An 18,947-nucleotide genomic window follows, 5' to 3' on the forward strand; every position below is an offset into this window, starting at 1 on the left:
GAGGATTCACCCATGCCGGAAGCCCTGGATGCCGCTCTCGCCGAGGTGCGCGCGCTGCTGCTCGACCCCTCCCTGACCCGCGCGGTCGCCGCCGGCCGCCGGCGCGGGCAGCGTCCCACGGTGCTCCGGGCGGAGCTTCGGCCGGTCACCCTCAAAGCCGGCCCCCGCCTCCAGATCGCCACCTCCGACGGCAGCCGGCCGTACACCCGCAACGTGTCACCCGGCTCGGACGCCGACGCGGCGGTGGACGCGCTGCTGGCCGAGCCGTTCGGCAACTGGCACGTGGAGACCGTGCGGACGACCCTGCAACTGCGGGTCACGAAGTCCGGGCAGGCGCAGATACACCGGGCCCCGGCGGCGCGTCCCACGGTCGAACCGGCCGGCCACGACCGGGCGAAGGAGTACCTGCTCGACCCTGGTGACCCGATCTTCGTCGAGATCGGCGGGTCGGCGGCGAAGCGGCGACAGGTGGACGCCTTCCTGCGGGCGCTCGCCGCCACCCTGCCCGACGACGCGGCCGGCCCGCTGCGGGTGGTCGACCTGGGCTGCGGCAACGCGTACCTGACCTTCGCCGCCTACCGGTGGCTGACCCAGCTGGGCCTCGACGTCCACCTGGTCGGCGTGGACGTCCGCGAGGACCAGCGGCAGCGCAACACCGAGCTGGCCCGCCGGCTGGGCTGGGCCGACCGGGTACGGTTCGTGGCCGGCACCATCACCGACGCCGTCGTCGAGCCCGCCCCCGACCTGGTTCTGGCGCTGCACGCGTGCGACACCGCCACCGACGAGGCGCTGGCGCGAGCGCTGCGGTGGGAGTCCCGCTGGGTGCTCGCGGCACCGTGTTGCCACCACGACATCGCGGCGCAGTTGCGCTCCCAGCCGACGCCGGCGCCGTACGGCCTGCTGACCCGCCAGGGCATCCTTCGCGAGCGCTTCGCGGACGTGCTCACCGACTCGCTGCGGGCCGGGCTGCTTCGGCTACACGGCTACCGGGCCGAGGTGGTCGAGTTCGTCGACTCGCGGCACACCCCGCGGAACCTGCTCATCCGGGCCCGGCGGGGTGGTGCGCCGCCGGCCGACACCCAGCGGGCGGAGTACCGCGCGCTGGTGGAGCAGTGGGGGGTCACTCCGCGGCTGGCGGCGCTCCTCGCCGAGCCCGCCGCCGCCCACATTGACAGCACCGACCGAGCGGCTGGCTGACCCGACGTCAACGTCGGCGGTCGCCGTTCCGGTACGTCCGCTCGCCCTCCGGCGCCGACGGGAACGGCACGATCTTCCCGGGGCTGTCCGCGTTGCCCGCCGCGGCGAACGCGTTCCACGAGATGTCCACCAGCAGCCGCTTGACCTCCGCGTGTCGTTGGGCGGCGTTGTGTTGGAGGGCCATCCGCACGCCGAGCACCACCCCGACCAGGGTGGTGGTGGTCGCGCCGGTGGCGGCCAGGAGGTGCGGCCCGGTCGCCGCGCCGCCGCCCGCGACGAGCCCCAACAACCAGATCCAGAAGCCGGCCGCGAACACCCCGGCCTTCGCGACGAAGAACAGACTCACCGCACCCGGGCGGTGCGGCAGGGGACGGTCGGGTTCGGGCATGGTGCTCCTCAGCGGTGGACGGCCGTTGGGGCGCGCCAGGGGCGCGTACGGGTGCTAGACGAGTTTAGTTGAGGAACGACAGGCGTCGCTCCCTCCGCGGGGTTTCTGCCGCTGTGTCAGGAGAACTTCCGCCGACGGGGCGGTCTGGTCACTCAGTCAATTGCTTCCACCGCCAGCCGTACTACCCTCTAACCCACGCACCGTCGGTGCCGGTCGGGAGGGAAGACCCGCTGGGATGGCTTCGGTAGAGGTATCGCCGCAGGCGGCGTTCGCACGCTTCGTGCGGCGCGCCATCGACACCGCCCGTGAAGAGCGGGGTTGGACCGTCACCGACCTGGCGGCGCACACGGGTGTCGGCCGCTCCACCGTGTTCCGCTGGCTCGCCGGTGACTGGCAGGACTACCCCGAGCTGGCCAAGGTGCGCGGGTTCTGCGCCGCGCTCGACCTGCCGGTGGCAGCCGCGTTCCGCGCGCTCGGCCTGCCGGACGCCGGCCCCGTGCCGCGCCGGCGCGGCGAGGACGGGCCGGTCGAAGCGGATGTGCGGATGATCCTCCAGCGGCTCGCCGACCCGACCGTGCCCGCGGAGGAGAAGCACCACATCCGGGACCTGCTGCGCTACCTGGCCCGCCGGCCGAACCGCCGGGTCGGCTGACGACATCCGCGGCGACCCGGCGGGGTTCCCTGTCAGGGCAGGTCGAGGGTGAACTCGGCGGTCCGCACCACCCCGGCCACCTGGAAGTCCAGGAAGAGGCGGTACGTACCGGGGCCGGGCACGGTCACCCAGAACCGCACCGCCCCGTCGACCAGTTCCGGCTCGGGGTGCACGTGCAGGTAGCCGAGGTCCCCGGCGCGGAGCACGACCAGATGCCCGTACGCGCCGAGGTAACGCTCCAGCGCCGCCGCTCGGCCCTCGGCGGTGATCCGGAAGATGAGCGGCACTGACCGGCCGGCCTGCGGGGTGCCCTGGTAGCCGACGGCGAATCCGTCCACCGCCGTCGAGGTGACCGCGGCCGGCAGTGGGCGCGGGTCGTAGTCACCGGCCGCGACCAGATCCGCTCCCAGGGTCACCGCCGTCTGCCGGCCGTCCTCGGCCAGCGCCGCGAAGTCGGCGTACGCCCGCCAGACGCCCGGCTGCGGCAACGTCAGCGGCACCGACCAGGTGCCGTCGGCCGCCATCGCGGGATGCAGGTGCTGGTAGCCGGTGAGGTCGCGGCGTACCACGATCACGTGCATCGGCTTGTCGTGCACCACGGCGAAACGGGTCACCGGCCGGCGCTGCGCGTCCCGGATCCGGAACCTCAGCTCGCCGGGCCGGCCGGCGGCGAAGTCCACGGCCACCGGGGCGATCGTGTAGCCTGCCGCGCTGACCGACAGCCCGGTCGCCTCCGCCGCGTCCGGTCCGGTGCCGTGTTCGTGTGCCCCGGTGCCGGGTGGATGGGTGTGGCCGGCCAGCGCACTGTCGTAGCCGCCCGCGGTGGTCGCGTCGCCGTCCATTCGGCCGAGGCCGAAGCCGAGCAGGACGGCGAGCAGTAGGCCGCCCACCACCAGCGCCAGCCGGAGGGTGCTCCGGTCGGGTGCGGCGCTGACCCGATCGGCAGGCTCGGCGTCGGGTGGCGGATCGGTCATGGCGCCCACGCTACCGTCGGTGACGTGCGCGTCCGGACGGGTGCCGGCCGGCGTGGCGACCGTCGCAATCCGCTGGACCGGGGAACCATTCCGGCCCGTCGAGCGACGGTACGTGGCGGGTCAGCCCGCAACGGCCAGGGCCAGCGGGAGCACCTCGGGTGCCCCGGCGAGTCGCAGTTCCCGGGCGACCGTGGTGATCGTCCAGCCCGAGTCGACCAGGTCGTCGACGAGCAGCACCGGCCCGGCCAGCCCGGCCAGGGCGTCGGCCAGCTCCGGCGGCACGGTGACCGCGCCGTGCAGGGCGCGTACCCGCTGGGCGCTGTTGCCCCGCGGGCCGCCGGCGGCGCTCACGGCGACGGTGCCGAGCAGCGGCAGCCGGCCCACCGTGGCGATCCGCTCGGCGAGCGAGCCGACCAGCCGGGGTCGGCGGCGCGAGCCCACCACGACCACCCCCGCCGGCCGGCGCGGCCAGGGATCGTCGCCGTGCGCCCACGCCTTGAGCACCTCCACCACGGCGGTGGCCACGTCGTCCGGCACGTCCCCGTCCACCGCGTCCGGCCCGACCAACTCCCGCAGCCGGTTGCCCCAGCCGAGGTCGGACAGGCGCCCGACCGCCCTGCCGGGCAACGCCTGCTCGGCCGGGGCGATGCGCCCGTTGAGCGGTACGCCGACCGCGGCCAGGCCGGTCGGCCAGAGCTTCTTCGGCGCGATCCCGACGCCGGGGCGACCGAGGAAGGTCTGCGCGGCGCTCAGCGTGGCATCGGAGACCTCGGCGGTGAGGGTCGGGCCGGCGCACCGGTCGCACCGCCCGCAGTCGACCGCCCCGACGTCGTCCAGGCACTCACGCAGGTAGCGCAGGCGGCAACCGGGAGTCGTCGCGTACTCCCGCATCGCCTGTTGCTCGGCGGTGCGGGCGGCGGCGACCCGCCGAAGCCGGGCCTCGTCGTAGGTCCACGGCTCGCCGGTGGCGAGCCAGCCACCGCGCACCCGACGGACCGCGCCGTCCACGTCCAGCACCTTGAGCATCAGCTCCAGCCGGGTTCGGCGCAGGTCGACGAGCGGCTCCAGGGCCTGGGTGGACAGCGGCCGGTCGGTGGCCAGGGCGGCGAGCACCGCGCGCACCTGTTCCTCGGGCGGGAACGCGAGCGAGGCGAAGTAGCGCCAGATGGCCGCGTCCTCGGCACCGGGCAGCAGCAGCACCTCGGCGTGCGCGACGGCCCGGCCGGCCCGGCCGACCTGCTGGTAGTACGCGATGGGCGAGGGCGGTGCGCCGAGGTGCACCACGAAGCCGAGATCCGGCTTGTCGAAGCCCATGCCCAGCGCGCTGGTAGCCACCAGCGCCTTGATCTTGTTGTCGAGGAGATCCTGCTCGGCGGCGCGCCGGTCCGCGTCCTCGGCCTGCCCGGTGTAGGAGGCGACCGGGTAGCCCCGGGAGCGGAGGAAATCGGCGGCCTCCCCCGCCGCCGCCACGGTCAGCGTGTAGACGATTCCTGAGCCGGGCAACTCGTCGAGGTGCTCGGCGAGCCAGGCCAGCCGGTGCGCCGGGTTGGGCAGGTCGACCACGCCGAGCCGCAGCGACTCCCGGTCCAGGCTGCCACGCAGCACGAGTGCGTCGCCGAGCTGCTCGGCCACGTCCTGGGTGACCCGGGCGTTCGCGGTGGCCGTGGTGGCGAGCACGGGCGTCCCCGGCGGCAGGTCGGCGAGGAACGTCCGCAGCCGGCGGTAGTCGGGCCGGAAGTCGTGGCCCCAGTCGGAGACGCAGTGCGCCTCGTCCACCACCAGCAGCCCGGTGGTGGCCGCCAGTTTCGGCAGCACCGTGTCCCGGAAGTCCGGGTTGTTGAGCCGTTCCGGGCTGATCAGGAGGACGTCGACGGCGCCGGCGTGGATCTCGGCGGTGATCTCGTCCCACTCGTCGAGGTTGGCGGAGTTGATGGTCCGCGCCCTGATGCCGGCCCGCGCGGCGGATTCGACCTGGTTTCGCATCAGCGCCAGCAGCGGCGACACGATCACCGTCGGGCCGTGCTCGCCGCTGGTCCGCAGCAGCGCGGTGGCCACGAAGTAGACCGCCGACTTCCCCCACCCGGTGCGCTGGACGCAGAGCACCCGCCGCCGGTCGACCGCCAGCGCCTCGATCGCCCGCCACTGGTCCGCACGGAGCCGGGCGTGTTCCCCGGCCAGGTGCCGCAGCACCGCCTCGGCCCGCTCACGTACCGCCGTCCGTTCCTGGCTCATCCGGCATTTCTACCAGCGCGGCCACGCTGCCGGCCGGCCGCGCGGGCTCCGTGCCAGGATCGGACACGGCAGGACCGTCGTTCGGAAGAGAACCGTCGTTCGGAAGAGAGATGAACGTCATGACGCAGCGAACCGGCGCCGCCGCGCTGGCCCGACGGGTCGCCACCGGTGCGACGGCCGTGCTGGCCGCCGGCACCCTGCTCACCGGGTGCACCGGGAAGGACGGGGAGTCGGCAGCGCCGTCCCCGTCGCCTGACCCGAAGACCACCCTGCTGGCCGCCGTGCCGGACGAGAAGGACCCGGCGTTCCGCTTCACCGGCATCGACGCGACCGGCACCGTGACCGGTGCCGTCGACCCGGCCGGCAAGGGCTGGGAACTGGTCCAGAAGGACGCCAAGGCCGGCTTCACGACGACGACGTCCCGACGGGTGATCGACCAGCGTTTTTGGATGAAGGTCGACTTCTCCGACGCGGGCGAGCTGAGCGACCTGCTCAAGCTGCCGGAGGGGTGGATGGAGTTCGACCAGAGCAAGCTCGAGGAGCCGGAGGTGTATCAGGGCGCCGACGTCGGCAACACGGCGGTGATCATCCGGGCGGCCGACGCGGTGCGGCAGCAAGCCGACGGGTCGTACACCGGCACCGTCGACCTGACCGGCGGCCCGGAGGTGGCCGACGCGGTGGACGGCGTGGACGTGGCGGTGCTGGCCGACACGGCGAAGGCCATCCCGTTCACGGCGGTGATCGGGCCGGACGGCAACCTCGCCTCGCTGACCCTGGACATCCCGGCGGCGGGCCAGCAGAAGGCCCTGGAGTACGTCGTGAAGTACCACGACTTCGGCACGGTCCCGGGAATCGCGGCACCCACCGGCGCCGACGTGGAGGCGGCGCCGGCCTCGGCCTACGAGCTGCTGAACGGCTGACGCCGGGTGGGGTCAGCGGCCGAGGACCGAGCCGCCGTTGACGCCGAGGACCTGCCCGGTGACGTAACCGGCGCTGGGGCCGGCCAGGTAGCGGACCGCCTCGGCGATGTCGTCGGGGGTGCCGGCCCGGCCGACCAGGGTGGCCGCCACCCGTTTGGCGTGTCCCTCCGGCATCATCCGGTCACCGAAGAACTCGGTGTCGGTGACGTATCCGGGGCTGACCACGTTGACCGTGATCTGTTCCGGACCGAGCCGCACGGCCAGGTCGTACGCCCAGCCGTGCAGCGCGGCCTTCGCCGCCGAGTACGGCCCGCCGCCGCCCCGCTGCGCGGCGATCGAGCTGACCAGGACCACCCGCCCGCCGGGACGGCGCAGGGCCGGCCGGAGCGCCTCGGTCAGCAGGACGGCGGTGAGCACGTTGGCGTCCAGGTTCGCCCGCCACTGCGCCGCGACCCCGGCGAGGCTGCCGGTGTCCCCGCCGAGGTACCCCCCGGCGTTGTTGACGACCGCGTCGACCGATCGCTCCCCGACCGCCTCGACCACCCGGGGCAGCTGCTCCGGATCAGTCAGGTCTGCGGTCACCGGGCGAACGGCGTGGGGCCGCCCGATGTCCCACGAGATCCGGTCCGCGCAGTCCCTGAGCATCTGTTCCCGCCGCCCCACGACCAGCACGTCGAACCCGTCGACGGCCAGCCCCCGCGCCACGGCCGCCCCGATCCCGGTCCCGCCTCCACTGACCACTGCCACCCGCTCGCCCATCGCCGTCCTCCCACACGTCAACGTCCGTCGATCATGACGGTATCGCTCGGCTGTTCGTCGCGGCGACAGCCTCGTGATCGACGGGTGGGTCGTCCTGAGCCGGTCAGCGCGGGTCAGCGTTCCGGCGGGACGCAGGGTCCGTCGTGGTCGGCCGAACGGGCGCAGCGGCCGGCGCCGTCGAGCCGGGCGTCGCAGAAGACCCGATGGCGTACGAACTGCGCGTCCTCCTCGGAGACCGTCGTCTCCGCCGGGTCGACGTCGGGCAGGAAGCCGAGCGAGCGGGTGATCGTCCGGGCGAAGCGCTTCGCGGCGGTCAGGTCGGTGGCGAGCACCGGCAGGTGCACCACGAACCGCTCCCGGCTCACCGCCGCGCTCCCGGCGCGAACCGGGCCTGCCAGCTGCGCAACGCCCGCTTGATGCGGACGTTCTCCTCGGTGACCATGACCAGTTCCCGGCGGGCGGCGGCCAACTCGCCGGCTACCCGGTGCAGGAACGCGTGCACCTCGGTCGGGTCGAGCCCCCGGCGCACGGACCGGAACCGCCGGTCCCGCACCTGCCCCGCCGTCAACGACCGGCACGTCTGAGACCGGTACCACCCGCCGTTCGGTGGCCGACCCGACCGCCTCGTCGTGTTCGCGCGGAACAGGTGGAGCAGGTTGCGCATGCCGGACCTCCTCGTCGTCGCGGGTACGCGCCGGAGCGCGCGGTCTGCGGTGCGGCCCGGCCCGCCGACAGGGAAAGCGGACCGGGCCGCCGGCCCCGCGACCGCAGCCCTCGTCGGCGGTACGACCCCGGAGCACACTTTCGGGCCCGACCCCGAGGCTTGCCGAACCAACCGGAGCCGGACACCCGACAACCTACTACAGCAGGTACAGCAGGTCGACCCCGGAGTGCTTTCGAGTCGCAACTTATTGCAGTAGCTAGAGCAGGTCAGGCATGATCGGAGCTGCCGAACCAACCGGAGTCCTCACCATGCCCACTGCACAACCGTCATTCCGCCGCATCGTTGACGAGATCAGCGAGAAGATCAGGACCGGCGAGCTGAAGCCGGGTGACAAGCTGCCGTCGACCAGCCAGCTTGCCGAGATGTACAACGTCAGCACCGGAACGGTGTACCGCGCCCTGTCGCTCCTGCACGACCGCGAACTCATCATCGGCCAATCCGGCCGAGGCACTTTCGTCGCGGAGCAGCCCGGCCGGTGACGCCCGGGTCACGGCCACGCGGGACGCCCTCGTGCCAGCGGCATGAGGGCGTCTGGAGACGATTGTGCGCGGGGCGGGACTCCGTGGAATCCGTCAGGACATCGACCACGCCGCTGCCGAGCGGTCCGAACACGGCCGTGAGCCGCAGATGCTGTTGGCCGGCACCCGGGTTCGGGGGCCGGCCAGCAGCTTGTTTCCCCCTTGTGGGGTCAGGTTGTGTGGCTTGGTGGGTCAGCTGGTCCAGTGTTCGGCGACGAGGTCAGCGGCCTGGGTTTCCCACTGGGCGTAGTGGAACGGGTACGCCGACACCTGCACCGTCTGCGCGGCCTCGGTCAACGGCATGTCCTGCCAACCGTCGACCTGCTTCAAACCCTTCAGGAACGCGGTAGTCGAGTACTCCGGGTCGGTGATCTGCTCCACCGTGCCCCAACCCGAGGACGGACGCTGCTGGAACAGGCCCTGCGAGTCGTGGTCGTTACGGTCACCCAGGTGACCCAGATTCTCCAGCTTCGACTCCTGCAGCGCGGTGGCGATCGCGACCACGGCAGCCCGCTCGTCCATACCCGCCTTCTTCGTCGCCGCGACGATCGCCTTCACATTCGCGACCTGCTCGTCACCCAGGTCGATCCGGGACTGCTCACCCTGCGTCCCGTGCGCAACCAGCTTGCCGGCGTCCGGCTTCTCCACCCGCACCACCCCAGCCGCAGCGGAGGCGGGCGCGGTGTCGGTGACAGCCGTCAGAGGACCAGCGACGACACCGGTACTCAGAGCCAGACCAGCGACACCAAGGACACTACGACGGAAGACCGTGTTCATGAAAGACGCTCCATTCGGGGGTCGACACCCACACACACCCGAGGGAGTCAGGGCGCAGGGGTACAAGCACCGTCCGGCGCTCACCAAACAAGAAAGGGCAAAACAAGGAAGAGCCAACGGCCACCGCCACGCCCGGGGGGACACGCACACGGCGCCGGGTCCAGATGTAACGACCGGCGGCCCACCACCATTCCCGGCGGACCCACACCCGCTCACCAGCGGGCACTCCCACGGCCGTCGCCACCGTGCAACGCCCCCACCCCACCGGCATTCCACCACCAGCCCACCCCCGGGCACACCCCACACCGGCACCAACCAGACACCCACGACACACCACCCAAGCCTGATCCGCCCGGTCCGGCCGACGACCGAAATGTCTGCCCTGGGGGCGCCTCACCCGCTGTCGGGATCAGAACATGATGACCGTCGAGCGCTGACGTCAAGACGGCAGACCGCATCTGTCGCAGCGGGGAACCGTGGTCGCTTCGCTCGATCAGCTCCTCGACCCTGCGAGGTGACTGGGTGGGAACGGCGAGGACGCTGCCAGCACGGGGGGACCGGCAGCGTCCTCAGTGGACCATCATAGAGATCGGTGGTGGCTTCGGCGCGACGACCCCCCACCCCCTCCCACAATCATGATCAAAAATCGCGGTGCGGGTGGCTACACATGCGGTTCGGTCGGGACCGTGGCCACCCACGCATTGATCACAACGATCTCCTTTCGGGCTCCAGGTCGGGGCTCTGGCCTGCCGTGGCCTTGGCACGCCCTCGTTCGACGCCACTGACGCGTCCAGGTCGCCACCGACGGCGCGGCGATCACTGTGCATACTGGTACGAGCCAGTCGTCTGACCGTGCCACCGTCGGTGACCGCGCCGTCTACGCCGGGACGGAGAAGCAGACCAGCACGGTGGTGCAGCGCAGCCCCATCCAACTCGCTCGCGCAATCTTGCAGACCCGACGTTTGTGTAGCTGCCCCAGAAAGTTGATCGACTTCCGTACCGTCGTCGGCATGGAGATTCTCTTCGGGCTGTTCGCCGCCGCGGGCGCGGTCGTCCTCACCCTCTGGTTCCTCGGGCGTCGGCGTACGCCGACGGGCCGGCACGGCTCGTCGGCGTACGCGTCGTCGGCGCCCAGCGCCACGGCAGGCGGCGACGGTGGTGGTGGTGGTGGTGGTGGTGGTGCCTCCTGCGACAGCGGTTCGAGTGGGGGCGGATGGTTCTCCGGCGGGGACAGCGGTGGAGGTTCCTCCGGCGGAGACAGCGGCAGCAGCTGCTGACGACGGATCAGATCTCGTGCGCCGCGCCTGGCCCCGCGATGGCGGAGTGGTGATGGGGGCGGTCGGCCGCGGTGACCACCCAGCCGTCCGCAGCAGCCCCGCCAGCCCTGAACGACCGCCCGTAGTTTCAGACCAAACAACTCGGTAAGCGGTTGATCTAGGCCCTTCGCCTGGGGTCGCACCATCCGACCCCTGACCCCGTTGGGGGTTCGGCTGGGTGCCGGACCCCCAACGGCGCATATCGAAACAGGCCGCGATGGCCCAGCCACTCAATGTCCAGTCGTCGATGCGGTGTCTGACGCCGGCACCGACCTGGGCGAGTTGCAGGGTGATGGTGTGATTGCCGGCGAAGGTCACGGCAACGATGGGCGGCATGGCTTGGCGGATGAACGTGAAGACGTGCAACGCCCCTCCCCGGGGAGGCAAGGTGATTCAGCGCTCGCAGCACCAGCGGGGCCGGTGCCCCGTCTGTAAACGCCTCGTAGCCCTCACCGATGACGGAAGAGTTGCGCGGCACGATGGCACCGTCCGTGCCTACGCCCCGCCCGAGGAGTGCCCCGGGGGTGGACAGCGAGCGGAAGCCACGGGGTCATGAGCAACAGCGCGGCCCTGCGTAGATGCCAAGTCAATCCGGACAGGTGCCACGGTGGTGCCAACTACAGCCGGACGGTGCAGGTTCGTCCGGACGGGACAGCACCGTGACCGGATGCCACGAACCGGAGCTTTCCGTACCCTGTCCGGTGGTGGGCCTCGGCGGATACACCCATGCCACCAGCACCACCGAAATGATCATCAGTAGGAACCACGCCCCCAGCTTGCTCGCTGACACCGGATGCCAGCCCTCGGCCTGATCGGGGTACGTCCACGCGTGCGACCACGTCGAGATGTTCTCGGCGAACCAGATGAAGACAGCGACGAGCCCGAACGCGCACAGCAGCGGCATCCGCAGCTGGCGCCGGAAGACCCGGAAGTGCATGACGCATCGGCCGAAGACCACGACCACCACGGCGGTGATCGGCCACCGTAGGTCGGTGACGTAGTGGTGGCCGAAGAAGTTGACGTAGATCGCCGCCGCCACCACGGCGGTCAACCACTGTCGTGGGTAGCGTTCGAAGCGCAGGTCGAACAGCCGATACACGCGTACCAGGTAGGAGCCGACCGCGGCGTACATGAAGCCGGAGAAGAGTGGCACCTGCCCGAGCCGTAGGACACCAGCGTCTTCGTAGGCCCACGAGCCGACCTCGGTCTTGAAAATCTCCATGACGGTGCCCGCGATGTGGAACAACACCACCACGCGGAGTTCCCGCAGCGTTTCCAGGCGCGTGGCGACCATCACGATTTGGATCGCGATCGCCGCGAGCGTCAGCGCGTCGTTGCGCGCCAGCGCGGCGTCGCCCGGCCACCACAGCCGTGCCGCGAGTACCACCGCGAGCATCGCGCCGCCGAACACGCAGGCCCACGCCTGTTTGGCGGTGAAGGCGGCGAGTTCGACAGCCCAGGCTTTCCATCCGGTACGCGGAGCGTCCTGAAGCCACGCGTGCACCCGGCGGTCGAGGGCGCGTTCGGCCTTGGTGAATGCCGCATCGCCGGCAGACGGGGGTGGGGGCATGCGAAGCCACCCTACCGATGGGACCCCAGCCGCTTGCCCGGGTGCCTTCGCTGCACTGCGTGATCCAGTTGACGCCGGACGGGGAGGGACCGGTGTGTGGTCCCTCCCCGCCGGGTGGGTGGTGCGTCGGGCCGCGGGCTAGCCGAGACCGCCCTTGATGGCGCCGATCAGCTCACCGTTGGTGGTGTCGCCGGAGAGTTCCCAGAAGAACGCGCCACCGAGACCCTGGTCCTTCGCGTACGTCATCTTGCCGCCGATGGTGGACGGGGTGTCGTAGCTCCACCAGTTGCTGCCGCACTTGGCGTACGCCGTGCCGCCGACGGTGCCGGTGGCCGGGCAGGTGTCCTTCAGGACCTTGTAGTCCTCGATGCCCTGCTCGTAGGTGCCCGGGGCCGGTCCGGTGGCGGTGCCGCCCGGCCCGTCCTGGGTCACCCCGGTCCAGCCCCGGCCGTAGAAACCGATGCCGAGCAGCAGCTTGTCAGCCGGGATGCCCTTGCTCTTGAGTTTCTGGATCGCCGCGTCGGACCAGAAGCCCTGCTGCGGGATGCCGGGGTACGACTCGAGCGCGGAGTGCGGGGCGGTCGGCCCCTGCGCGTTGAAGGCACCGAAGTAGTCGTAGGTCATCGGCATGATCCAGTTAAGGTTCGCCGCGGCGCCGGCGTAGTCGGTGGCGTCGATCTTGCCGCCGTTGCTGCCGTCGGCGGTGATCGCGGCGGTGACCAGCGCCGACGACCCGAACCTCGTCCGCAGCGCGCTCACCACGTCCTTGAACGCGTTCGGGCCGCTGGAGTCGCAGGTGAGACCGCAGGCGTTCGGGTACTCCCAGTCGATGTCGATGCCGTCGAAGACGTCCGCCCAGCGCGGGTCCTCGACCAGGTTGTAGCAGCTCTCCGCGAACGCGGTCGGGTCCTGCGCCGCCTGGGTGAACCCGCCGGACCAGGTCCAACCGCCGAAGGACCAGATCACCTTCAGGTGCGGGTACATCTCCTTGAGCTTGCGCAGCTGGTTGAAGCTGCCTCGCAGTGGCTGGTCCCAGGTGTCGGCGACGCCGTCCACGCTGTCCGCCGCGGTGTACGCCTTCTCGTAGTCGGCGTAGCTGTCACCGATCGTGCAGCGCCCGCCGGTGGTGTTGCCGAACGCGTACAGAATGTGGGTCAACTTCTCCGCAGAGCCGCTGGTGTGGATGTTCTTCACGTGATAGTTGCGTTGATAGACACCCCACTGCGCGAAGTAGCCGACGACCTTGCTATCGCCGTTCGACGGAGGCGAGGTGGTGGGCGGCGGCACGGTGGTGGGCGGCGCCGTGGTGGGCGGCGCGGTAGTCGGCGGCGCCGTGGTCGATGGCGCCGTGGTCGGCGGAGCCGTGGTCGGCGGCGCGGTAGTCGGCGGCGCCGTGGTCGGCGGCGCGGTAGTCGGCGGCGCCGTGGTCGGCAGGGGGCCGCCGCTACAGGACGCCCCGTTGATGGTGCAGTTCAGTGGCGCCTGGTAGGAGCCGGTTCCGTTGTACCCCCAGCTGAAGCTGGCTCCCGGCTCGAGCGCGCCGGCCCAGCTCTTCTTGACCGCCACATAATGATCGCCGGTGCGGGTGACATCGGCGTCCCAGAAGACGCTGATGCTCGTGCCCGCGGGAAGATCGAATTCGATTCGCCAGGTACTCACCGGCGCGTCCGAGTCATTGGCAACTGTCACCCGTGTCTCGTGACCGTTCCCCCAGTCCTGCACCTTGTCGAAGGTGGTGGTCACATTGCCGGCTCCGAAAGCCGTAGCCATTGGGGCGGTCGACGCCGCCAACGCGACCACGGCGCCGACCCAAAGGGCACGACGAAATGATCTTTTCATGTAACACCTCTCCGAACGCTTGGGGAACTTGCCGGGAACTTCGCCGAGGCGTAACTCACACCTTCTCCACTTCCTCGAAATGCATCCGGCGAGACTACATATGCCGTTACGGGAGGTCAACGCGGGTGCCCAGCTCACGCCAGCCGTGAATCGGCTTGTCGGCGCCGTACGCCGTAATCAAGGAGCTACGCTGACGACGCCATTGTTTGAACGCGCACTGCGTCGTGTAGCGCACGAAACACGCAGCTGGTTCGATACTGCTCGACGCGGCCACACTCATACGCGAAATCCGCCCAGCGACTTCGGGTGGCATGGTCGCAATGGTGGTGCGAGCTGGAAAAGCACCAATATTGAGCCACTGACACTGATAGATACAGCTGCGGTCACCCGAACCTGAGCGTTGCCGGAGACAGCGCGATGCGAAATGGAATGTCCCATGGGGATGCCCGGCGGAATTCACACATCCCCGTAGGGATCAGACCGAGGAAGTGGGTACTCCGGGGTTGAACCGGTTCGCCGTCGAGCAGTGGGGCGCCGACCGGATCACGGCCCGGCGCTCGTCGGGCACCGAGCCGTCGGCGTGCCAGGAACTCCCGTCGCGCAGCGACCGGTCCAGCGGATCTCGACCGCGGCGTAGTCACTGATCAGGAAGCCGTCGAAGCTTACGGTCCGGCGGCGCCTCACGTGTGTGATCGGTCCTCGTCGTCCGACGCCGTCGGCGCTGGTACCGCAGGAGCGTCGAGCAGGTGGCGCAGCGCGCCGCTGGTCGTGTTCGCTGATCGGGGCGTTGGACGCGGGCTGCGGCGATGATCTCGTCGAGGCGGTCCCCGGTCTGGGACAGCTCGCGCAGTTGGGTGTCGAGGCGCTCGCGTTCGGCGGCGAGCCGGGTCATCATCTCGGGCGTGGCGAAGCCGGTGTTGACGCACGGCAGGATTCCCGCGATGACCTTGCTGCTCAAGCCGGCCGCGTACAACGCCTGAATCAGTCGCACCTGTTCCACCACGGCGGGTGAGTACTGTCGTTGCCCGCCCGCGCCGCGGACGGAGGTGAGAAGCTGTTGCTCCTCGTAGTACCGCAGCGCACGAGTGCTCACACCCGCCGCGACTGCGACTTCGCCGATCCGCATCCGTGCCTCCCTTACCGGCCGTCGGCCCAAGGTCTCCTGCCGCCTCGAAGGGCGCGGGCTCCCGGGGTGTTGGTGCGGGCGCCCGATTGCGTTGACACTGACGTTCACGTCAGGTCTAGCTCGTTGCCTTGTTCATGTGAATCCCCGCCCGCGTCATTCGACTCTAGAACCTGACGTAGGTGTGAAGGACAAGGAGACGCGACCCACACGCCTAGCCGCGCGCGTGATCATTCGCGAGCGGTGCGTCACCACGCGTGCGCACCGCACGATCCGGCGAAGTATCGACGCGACCGCCCGCGAGTTCCACAAGCGGCTCCCCCAGGCCGACTACGTCGAGATCGACGGCGCGCCCCACGGCCTGCTGTGGACCCACGCCACCGAGGTCAACCAGGCCCTGCTGGCCTTCCTCGCCAAGTAACCCCCACCCCCGGGGGCCCGCCGGTGGGCAGTCTGTTCCCCGTTGGGCTGTGGTCAGCTGGTCCAGTACACGGCCAACCAGTCCAGCGTCCGGGGCGCGATCGTCCACGCCGGCCGACGCGGGTATTGACGTCGAGCTGGGCGGCGCGGAGACAGGTCGGCCCGCCACCCGGGACCAGGGTGGCGGGCCGACAGTAAGAAGGGCGACGTCAGCGGCGGCGGGGCAGGCCGGCACGGGCGGCGACGGCGGTGTCCGGGTGATCGGTGAAGACGCCGTCGACGCCCAGGCCGTAGAAGAGCTCGTACTCGGCCTGGATGTCACCGCGGGCGATCGGGTCGGTGCCGATCCGGAAGTCGGCGGGTAGGAAGGCGTTCTCCGCCCGGAAGGTCCAGGCGTGCACGATCAGCTTCTTCCGGTGCGCGTCCCGGACCAGGGTGGTCGGGGCGAGCAGCTTACCGGCGGCATCCCGGGGAACGATCAGGTTCTTGTTCACGCCGATGCCGTCGGCGTACCGGGCGATCCACTTCAGGCCCGTCGGGGTGGCCAGGTCCTGGTAGGTGCGGGTGTCACCGGCGGCGGTGAAGTCGTACGGCCGGCCACCGGTGTGGAGCAGCTGGGCCAGCTTGACGTCGATGACCTTGTTCAGCTCGCGCAGGTTGGCGGTCTCGAAGGACTGGATGATGACCGGCGAGTTCCGGTGGGTGAGCTTGTTCCGCCGCAGCACCTCGACGAGGGGCTTCTCCAGCGGCAGACCGATCGAGGCGAAGTAGGTCGGGTGCTTGGTCTCCGGGTACACGCCGATCACCCGGCCCCGGGCCCGGCCCTCGGCTCGGGCCAGGTCGATGACCTCCTGAAGGGTGGGCACCTGGAACTGACCGTCGAAGGCGGTGTTCGCCACCCGGACCTGCGGCAGCCGCTCCTTGGCGCGCAGCGTCTTCAGCTCGGCGAGGGTGAAGTCCTCGGTGAACCAGCCGGTCACCGGCACACCGTCGATGGTTTTCGTCGTCTTCCGGTCGGCGAACTCCGGCCGGTCCGACACGTCGGTCGTACCACTGATCTCGTTCTCGTGCCGCGCGACCAGCATGCCGTCGCGAGTGGCGACCAGGTCCGGCTCGATGTAGTCAGCGCCCTGCCGGATCGCCAGCCGGTACGCCTCCAGCGTGTGCTCTGGCCGGTAGCCGCTCGCCCCGCGGTGGCCGATCACGATCGGCCGGTCGTGCCCGCGGGCCCGCTCGGCGGCCGGTGCCGATGCGGCGGAGGCGGTCACGGCTGGCACGGCCACCGCGGCCGCGAGCAGAACACCGGCCGCGCCGAGAGCATAGAGGGTACGTCGCAACGCCATCTCCTGTCGTTCGTCGGGACGGCCTCAGCAGAACCGCCCAGGTTGACGGCAGGATGGTCGCTTCCTGACCGCTGGGTGAACCCTCCGGGATGCCGTTTCCGCCACCGCCGGGTGCGAGAAACATGAAGATTGTCTGGTGCGCTGGCTGCTGCGTAACCCCGTCCGGCTGGTGCCGATCGGGTTCCTGGTGACGATCCTGGTCGGCACCGGTCTGCTCATGCTGCCGCAGGCAACCAATCAGCACCAGTACACCCCGTTCCTCGCCGCGCTCTTCACCGCGACCTCAGCGGTCTCGGTTACCGGCCTCGCGGTGGTGGACACCCCGAACTACTGGAACGAGTTCGGTCTCGCGATGATCACCGTGCTCACCCAGGTGGGCGGTCTCGGCATCCTGACCGGCGCCACGCTGGTCATCCTCGTGGTGGCCCGGCGGCTCGGGCTGCGCAACCGGCTGCTCGTGCAGGCCGAGACCGCCGAGTTCGGCGTCGGTGACGTCAGCCGGCTGCTGCTGCGGATCGCCGCCACCTCGCTGGCCTGCGAGACGGTGATCACCGTGATCCTGACCCTGCGGCTGTGGGGTGCTCACGACTACACCGCCGGCCAGGCGCTCTGGATCTCGGTCTTCCACGCCGTCCAGTCTTTCAACAACGGCGGCTTCTCCCTCTACACCGACGGCCTGATCGGCTTCTCCCGGGACCCGTGGGTGAATCTGCCGCTGGCCTTCGGTGCGATTGTTGGTGGGCTCGGCTTCCCGGCACTCTTCGAGGCCGTCCGCGAATGGCGGCACCCGGCCGGGTGGGCGGTCGCCACCAAGCTCACGGTCTGGGGCAGTGTGGTGCTGTTGCTGCTCGGCTTCGTCGCCCTGCTGCTCGCCGAGTGGTCCAACCCGTACACGCTCGGCATCTACCCCTGGCCGGAGAAGCTGCTCGTCGCGTTCACCCAGAACGCGTACATCCGCACCGGTGGCTTCAACGTGGTCGACATCGGCGCGCTCAGCACGGAGACCATTCCGATGGTCGTCGCGCTCATGTTCATCGGCGGCGGGAGCGCCAGTACGGCCGGCGGGATCAAGGTGAGCACGTTCTTCCTGCTCGGGTTCGTCATCTGGGCCGAGCTACGCGGCGAGCCGGACGTCACGGTCGGGCACCGCCGCGTCGCCACCGCCAGCCAGCGTCAGGCGGTCGCGGTGGCACTGCTCGGGGTGGCGATAATCGCCTCGGGCACGGTGCTGCTGATGCTGCTGACCGAGGGGATGTCGTTCGACGCGGCACTGTTCGAGGTGACCTCGGCCTTCACCACCGCCGGGTTGTCCCTCGGCGGCGCCACCGAGCTGCCCGACGGCGCGCAGCTCATGTTGATCGTCCTGATGTACATCGGCCGGGTCGGGCCGCTGACCCTCGGGTCGGCGCTCGCGCTGAACACCCGACGGCGGCTGTACCGATTCCCGGAGGAGCAACCCATTGTTGGCTAGGAGCACGAACCACGACGCCATCGTCGTGGTGGGACTCGGTCGCTTCGGCTGTCACGTCGCCGGCGCGCTGGTGCAGCTCGACCACGAAGTGCTGGCCGTCGACCACGACGCGGACCGGGTGCAGCGGTGGTCGACCCGGATCGACCGGGTCGTGCAGGCCGACGCCACCGAGGAGGGGGCGCTGAACCAGCTCGGTGTGGCGGACTTTCAGCGCGCTGTGGTGGCTATCGGCGCCTCGGTCGAGGCAAGTGTCCTCTCCGTCCTCGCCCTCGTGGAGCTGGGCGTGCCGCAGATCTGGGCCCGGGCCACCTCGGCGAACCACGCCAAGATCCTCGCCTCGGTGGGCGCGCACCACGTGATCTTCCCGGAGGCGGAGACCGGTGAACGGCTGGCGCACCTGATCGTCAGCCGGATGCTCGACTTCATCGAGTTCGGCGACGACTTCGCCATCGCCAAGGTTCGGACGCCGGAGAGCCTCACCGGCCGGCCGCTCACCGAGTTCGCTCCGGCGGACCGCTACGGCGTGCGGGTGGTCGGCGTGAAACCGCCCGGGGAGCGGTTCCGCTCGGCCAGCGACGAGACTGTGCTGGCGCCGGGCAGCATGCTGATCGTGGAGGGCAGCATCGAGCAGGTGCAGCAGTTCGCCGCGCTCAGCTGAGCGTCTCGCGATCAGTCGTCGTCATCGTCGCCCCCGCCCGCCGCCCCGACCTTCTCGCCCCCGGTG

At 70.5% G+C, this 18,947-nt stretch carries 18 protein-coding genes and 2 pseudogenes; 8 read left to right on the forward strand and 12 right to left on the reverse strand.

Going from position 1 to position 18,947, the window contains the following annotated elements; genetic code table 11:
* Positions 1-12: 12 nt before the first annotated feature.
* Positions 13-1,197 carry a class I SAM-dependent methyltransferase gene (locus tag QTQ03_RS15420; protein ID WP_289278645.1) on the forward strand — a complete coding sequence of 395 codons (1,185 nt, stop codon included), beginning with the start codon at positions 13-15 and terminating at the stop codon, positions 1,195-1,197.
* A gap of 7 nt (positions 1,198-1,204) precedes the next feature.
* On the opposite strand, the gene QTQ03_RS15425 is transcribed toward QTQ03_RS15420, so the two are convergent.
* On the reverse strand, positions 1,205-1,585 hold the full coding sequence (locus QTQ03_RS15425) for a hypothetical protein (RefSeq protein WP_289278646.1): 381 nt from the start codon (positions 1,583-1,585) through the stop codon (positions 1,205-1,207).
* A gap of 235 nt (positions 1,586-1,820) precedes the next feature.
* Here QTQ03_RS15425 and QTQ03_RS15430 point away from each other — a divergent pair, with 235 nt between their 5' ends.
* Entirely contained in the window at positions 1,821-2,237 is a 417-nt protein-coding gene (locus QTQ03_RS15430; protein WP_289278647.1) for a helix-turn-helix domain-containing protein, read from the forward strand.
* A gap of 32 nt (positions 2,238-2,269) precedes the next feature.
* Here the strand turns inward: QTQ03_RS15430 and QTQ03_RS15435 are convergent, their stop codons facing one another.
* Together QTQ03_RS15435 and QTQ03_RS15440 are read right to left on the reverse strand one after the other, a co-directional pair.
* A complete protein-coding gene (locus QTQ03_RS15435; RefSeq protein WP_289278648.1) occupies positions 2,270-3,211 on the reverse strand; it encodes a DUF8832 domain-containing protein in 942 nt (313 codons plus the stop codon).
* A 120-nt stretch (positions 3,212-3,331) separates the two neighbouring features.
* Positions 3,332-5,443 (reverse strand): DEAD/DEAH box helicase, encoded by a 2,112-nt coding sequence (locus QTQ03_RS15440; RefSeq protein WP_289278649.1) that lies wholly within the window; start codon positions 5,441-5,443, stop codon positions 3,332-3,334.
* A 119-nt stretch (positions 5,444-5,562) separates the two neighbouring features.
* On the opposite strand from QTQ03_RS15440, the gene QTQ03_RS15445 reads away from it, so the two are divergent.
* Positions 5,563-6,363: a hypothetical protein gene (locus QTQ03_RS15445; protein WP_289278650.1), complete on the forward strand. Its 801-nt coding sequence runs from the start codon at positions 5,563-5,565 to the stop codon at positions 6,361-6,363.
* A gap of 12 nt (positions 6,364-6,375) precedes the next feature.
* On the opposite strand, the gene QTQ03_RS15450 is transcribed toward QTQ03_RS15445, so the two are convergent.
* The 3 genes from QTQ03_RS15450 to QTQ03_RS15460 all read right to left on the reverse strand — a co-directional run bounded on the left by QTQ03_RS15450 (position 6,376) and on the right by QTQ03_RS15460 (position 7,786).
* A complete protein-coding gene (locus QTQ03_RS15450) occupies positions 6,376-7,122 on the reverse strand; it encodes an SDR family NAD(P)-dependent oxidoreductase (protein ID WP_289278651.1) in 747 nt (248 codons plus the stop codon).
* Positions 7,123-7,235: 113 nt separating this feature from the next.
* Positions 7,236-7,487, reverse strand: coding sequence for a hypothetical protein (locus tag QTQ03_RS15455; RefSeq protein ID WP_289278652.1), 252 nt, complete (start codon positions 7,485-7,487; stop codon positions 7,236-7,238).
* Positions 7,484-7,786, reverse strand: a complete 303-nt coding sequence (locus tag QTQ03_RS15460; RefSeq protein ID WP_289278653.1) for a DivIVA domain-containing protein — start codon at positions 7,784-7,786, stop codon at positions 7,484-7,486. Before QTQ03_RS15460 ends, QTQ03_RS15455 begins: the two co-directional genes overlap by 4 nt.
* A gap of 272 nt (positions 7,787-8,058) precedes the next feature.
* On the opposite strand from QTQ03_RS15460, the gene QTQ03_RS15465 reads away from it, so the two are divergent.
* Complete coding sequence (locus QTQ03_RS15465; RefSeq protein WP_289278654.1) at positions 8,059-8,325, forward strand: GntR family transcriptional regulator; 267 nt, start codon at positions 8,059-8,061, stop codon at positions 8,323-8,325.
* 231 nt (positions 8,326-8,556) lie between these two features.
* On the opposite strand, the gene QTQ03_RS15470 is transcribed toward QTQ03_RS15465, so the two are convergent.
* The gene (locus tag QTQ03_RS15470) at positions 8,557-9,141 is read right to left on the reverse strand and encodes a hypothetical protein (RefSeq protein WP_289278655.1); all 585 of its coding nucleotides are present in this window, start codon (positions 9,139-9,141) and stop codon (positions 8,557-8,559) included.
* A gap of 877 nt (positions 9,142-10,018) precedes the next feature.
* Positions 10,019-10,153, reverse strand: a complete 135-nt coding sequence (locus tag QTQ03_RS15475) for a hypothetical protein (RefSeq protein WP_289278656.1) — start codon at positions 10,151-10,153, stop codon at positions 10,019-10,021.
* Here QTQ03_RS15475 and QTQ03_RS15480 point away from each other — a divergent pair.
* Positions 10,152-10,418 carry a hypothetical protein gene (locus QTQ03_RS15480; protein ID WP_289278657.1) on the forward strand — a complete coding sequence of 89 codons (267 nt, stop codon included), beginning with the start codon at positions 10,152-10,154 and terminating at the stop codon, positions 10,416-10,418. The two genes, QTQ03_RS15475 and QTQ03_RS15480, sit on opposite strands and share 2 nt — an antisense overlap.
* Before the next feature lie 625 nt (positions 10,419-11,043).
* On the opposite strand, the gene QTQ03_RS15485 is transcribed toward QTQ03_RS15480, so the two are convergent.
* The 3 genes and pseudogenes from QTQ03_RS15485 to QTQ03_RS15495 all read right to left on the reverse strand — a co-directional run.
* On the reverse strand, positions 11,044-12,027 hold the full coding sequence (locus QTQ03_RS15485) for a DUF817 domain-containing protein (RefSeq protein WP_353890593.1): 984 nt from the start codon (positions 12,025-12,027) through the stop codon (positions 11,044-11,046).
* Between the two features lie 138 nt (positions 12,028-12,165).
* Positions 12,166-13,866, reverse strand: coding sequence for a glycosyl hydrolase family 18 protein (locus QTQ03_RS15490; protein ID WP_289278658.1), 1,701 nt, complete (start codon positions 13,864-13,866; stop codon positions 12,166-12,168).
* Between the two features lie 790 nt (positions 13,867-14,656).
* Positions 14,657-14,992, reverse strand: a pseudogene (locus QTQ03_RS15495) (MerR family transcriptional regulator); the annotation flags it as partial.
* A 280-nt stretch (positions 14,993-15,272) separates the two neighbouring features.
* Here QTQ03_RS15495 and QTQ03_RS15500 point away from each other — a divergent pair.
* A pseudogene (locus QTQ03_RS15500) lies at positions 15,273-15,410 on the forward strand (alpha/beta fold hydrolase); the annotation flags it as partial.
* Between the two features lie 208 nt (positions 15,411-15,618).
* Here the strand turns inward: QTQ03_RS15500 and QTQ03_RS15505 are convergent.
* Positions 15,619-16,746 (reverse strand): glycerophosphodiester phosphodiesterase, encoded by a 1,128-nt coding sequence (locus QTQ03_RS15505; RefSeq protein WP_289280844.1) that lies wholly within the window; start codon positions 16,744-16,746, stop codon positions 15,619-15,621.
* 142 nt (positions 16,747-16,888) lie between these two features.
* Here QTQ03_RS15505 and QTQ03_RS15510 point away from each other — a divergent pair, with 142 nt between their 5' ends.
* Positions 16,889-18,223: a TrkH family potassium uptake protein gene (locus tag QTQ03_RS15510; RefSeq protein WP_289278659.1), complete on the forward strand. Its 1,335-nt coding sequence runs from the start codon at positions 16,889-16,891 to the stop codon at positions 18,221-18,223.
* Positions 18,224-18,248: 25 nt separating this feature from the next.
* On the forward strand, positions 18,249-18,881 hold the full coding sequence (locus QTQ03_RS15515; RefSeq protein WP_289280845.1) for a potassium channel family protein: 633 nt from the start codon (positions 18,249-18,251) through the stop codon (positions 18,879-18,881).
* The last annotated feature ends 66 nt before the right edge of the window (positions 18,882-18,947 follow it).

This window comes from Micromonospora sp. WMMA1363 (genome assembly GCF_030345795.1).
In the GTDB taxonomy this organism is placed as follows: Bacteria; Actinomycetota; Actinomycetes; order Mycobacteriales; family Micromonosporaceae; genus Micromonospora.